This window comes from Pseudomonadota bacterium (assembly GCA_039714795.1).
Lineage (GTDB): Bacteria > Pseudomonadota > Alphaproteobacteria > JAGOMX01 > JAGOMX01 > JBDLIP01.
Genome location: JBDLIP010000174.1, coordinates 1 through 2,532 on the forward strand (window position 1 = coordinate 1; position 2,532 = coordinate 2,532).

Sequence of the window (2,532 nt, forward strand, 5' to 3'; positions counted from 1 at the left end):
ACTCGCGATAACTGAGGGAGAATCGAAACTTCATATAGACAAACATCAGGATTACTGAGGCTGAAGAACTGAATCCCTTAAAATGATGTGAGAGTTTTTTTGAAACTTTGAACATTTGAGCACCTACCTTCCAGGTGAAGATACCCCAATCTTTTCGGGACGGCAACAGATGCGACAGAACCAATGCGATCTGATAAATCTTAAAAATTGTGTGGCAGTAAAGCGCAACACTATAATTTCATTGAGGAGCGAAGCATAATTGCTTTTTTGAACCGCCGAAATGCCACATTGTGATTTACGTGGCATATCACCAAAGATTCCACTATTTTTTATTTGACCTCCATTAATTAATATAATACGTTATGTTTTGGAGGTTGTTTAAAAATGGATGTCTTTTTTCACCAAAATCCTATTTTTAGGCTCGAGCAATTTGCTGCATTCAAGGCCCAAACAGGAACGCAAAAAAGAGAAGCGGTACTGCAGGCTCTGCAGTATTATCTGCGCAAAAAACGGATTGTTTCAATCCGCCGTGGTCTTTTTGCCGTAGTGCCACCTGGGACATCAGCTGAAAACCTCAACATCGACTCTTATGCTTTGGCTGGTATGGTGACTGAAGACAGTATACTGTCATATCATTCTGCCTTAGAGTTGCATGGTTTTGCCTACTCTCTTTTTCGCAAGCAAACTTTTAAAACCAAGCATAAAATTAAGTCATTTGAGTTTGGTGAGACGCTATTCCAGCCAGTTTATCACAAGCGCTTTGTTCAAGATCCAAACTTGTACAAATCATTTACTGTATCAGTGAATCGCAATGGGACAGATATTAGAATGACCAGTTTGGCCAGTACTTATGTGGATGTTTTGGATCGACCTGAACTTTGCGGTGGATGGGAAGAAGTGTATCGCTGTCTCAGTTCTATTTCTGTTTTGCCTATTGATGATACTATAAAATATTGTCTTGCGCTTGAAAGTCCAGTGTTATGTGCAAAACTAGGATTTTTTTTGGAACAAAGAAAAGGAGCGTTTGCTGTGAGCCATGAAGATTTGGATCTATTGTTACACCGTCGACCGAAATCTCCCTACTATTTAGCTGGAAAGAGTACAGAGCCAAGTCGCTATCATAAGAAGTGGAACTTAATGATACCCGAAAGTCACTTATCCAAAGCCTGGGAGGAGCCTGATGCTGGATTCTAAAGCTCATTTATTAAGCCAAGCGCGCCAGGAGCAGTTTAAGCCTGAAAATCTGGAAAAGGTTATGCAGCTCTTGGAGGTGTTAAAAGCATTTATGACTGTTCCGTATTTAAAAGACCGATTGGCATTAAAGGGCGGAACGGCTCTTAACCTGTTTCATTTTGAGAGTTTACCAAGGCTTTCGGTAGATATAGATTTGAACTATATCGGTTCAATCGACAAATCCATAATGCTGGAAGAGCGCCCCGTAATTAACAGGGCAATTGAGCAAATCTTGTCGGATATGGGGATGACTGCCTATCGAAATCCTACAACATATGCGGGCGGTAAGATGATTTGGCAATACAAGAGCCTTTTGGGGCAAAAAGGCAATCTCGAAATCGACTTGAACTATATGTATCGTCAACCATTGCTTGATCTAGAATGGAAACTACCTAATCTCACGCGTGAAGGGTCAATAGAAGTTCCAGTTTTAGACGTGCACGAGCTAGCTTCTGGGAAGTTAGCTGCATTATTCAATCGCCGAACGAGTCGAGATTTTTTTGATGCGCATCACCTTTTCACCCATGGTCATTTATCACTTGATCAACTACGTCCAATCTGGGTTGCTTATCTTGCCATGAGCGAAGTTTCCCAAGAGGCACTCAAACTTGGCCACCTGAACTACGATCTCAAGGACATTCATAACCAACTTTTACCGGTGCTCAAACAAGATTCCAATATTAGGGCTAGAGGAAACCTAGAGAATTGGGCACAAGAAATGCTCGAAGCTCTACGAAAGTCACTGTCTATTTTGCTGCCTTTGCGATCATCTGAGGAGAAATTTCTGCAGTCCATTCGGACAGACGGAAAGATAGAACCTCAATTAATCACAGGTGATCGTTCTTTGATCGATAAGCTTAAGGGACATCCTGCACTTTTGTGGGCAACTTCAAAGGCAAAATCTCTTGCTTAACAAATATTTTCCCTAATAAAATAAATAGCGTGAAATTTTTACCTTTATACAAATGGTTAATTATTATTTTTGCAAACAAGCTACTTCTAAGCTTGACGAAGCAGTGCGCTACGCTTCATTCTGAGATGCTAGCATAGTATGAAACTAACGCGAAACACGATCTTAGAAAAATCGTCGGAGGAATACACATGAAATTTTTACTCACCATCATACTATCTGTTGCGCTGTGGACACCAATGACACATGCTAGTGTTGCTGATCATGACGGAAGTCGGGAAAACCTTATAAGGGGTTTTGTGTGAAACGCCTCCAAAAGTACCAGTAGGATCAGAGAGATCCGAAATTTAAGCGTATGTTGTCAATCATCTCATCAAGATCTGGCATGC

3 protein-coding genes are annotated in these 2,532 nt (G+C 41.0%); 2 read left to right on the top strand and 1 reads right to left on the bottom strand.

Features of this window, described 5'->3' with window-relative positions; translation table 11 throughout:
- Window positions 1-115: IS6 family transposase (locus ABFQ95_08405; protein ID MEN8237536.1), on the bottom strand; the 115-nt coding region annotated here is incomplete at its 3' end.
- Between the two features lie 269 nt (window positions 116-384).
- Between ABFQ95_08405 and ABFQ95_08410 the strand changes: the two genes are divergently transcribed.
- Window positions 385-1,194 carry a hypothetical protein gene (locus ABFQ95_08410; GenBank protein ID MEN8237537.1) on the top strand — a complete coding sequence of 270 codons (810 nt, stop codon included), beginning with the start codon at window positions 385-387 and terminating at the stop codon, window positions 1,192-1,194.
- Window positions 1,181-2,146 carry a nucleotidyl transferase AbiEii/AbiGii toxin family protein gene (locus tag ABFQ95_08415; GenBank protein MEN8237538.1) on the top strand — a complete coding sequence of 322 codons (966 nt, stop codon included), beginning with the start codon at window positions 1,181-1,183 and terminating at the stop codon, window positions 2,144-2,146. Before ABFQ95_08410 ends, ABFQ95_08415 begins: the two co-directional genes overlap by 14 nt.
- Window positions 2,147-2,532 lie beyond the last annotated feature (386 nt).

What these genes read in the sequence shown, in the direction of transcription:
- ABFQ95_08410 (MEN8237537.1), top strand. Translation starts at nt 385, where the DNA reads ATGGATGTCTTTTTTCACCAAAATCCTATTTTTAGGCTCGAGCAATTT.
- ABFQ95_08415 (MEN8237538.1), top strand. Translation starts at nt 1,181, where the DNA reads ATGCTGGATTCTAAAGCTCATTTATTAAGCCAAGCGCGCCAGGAGCAG.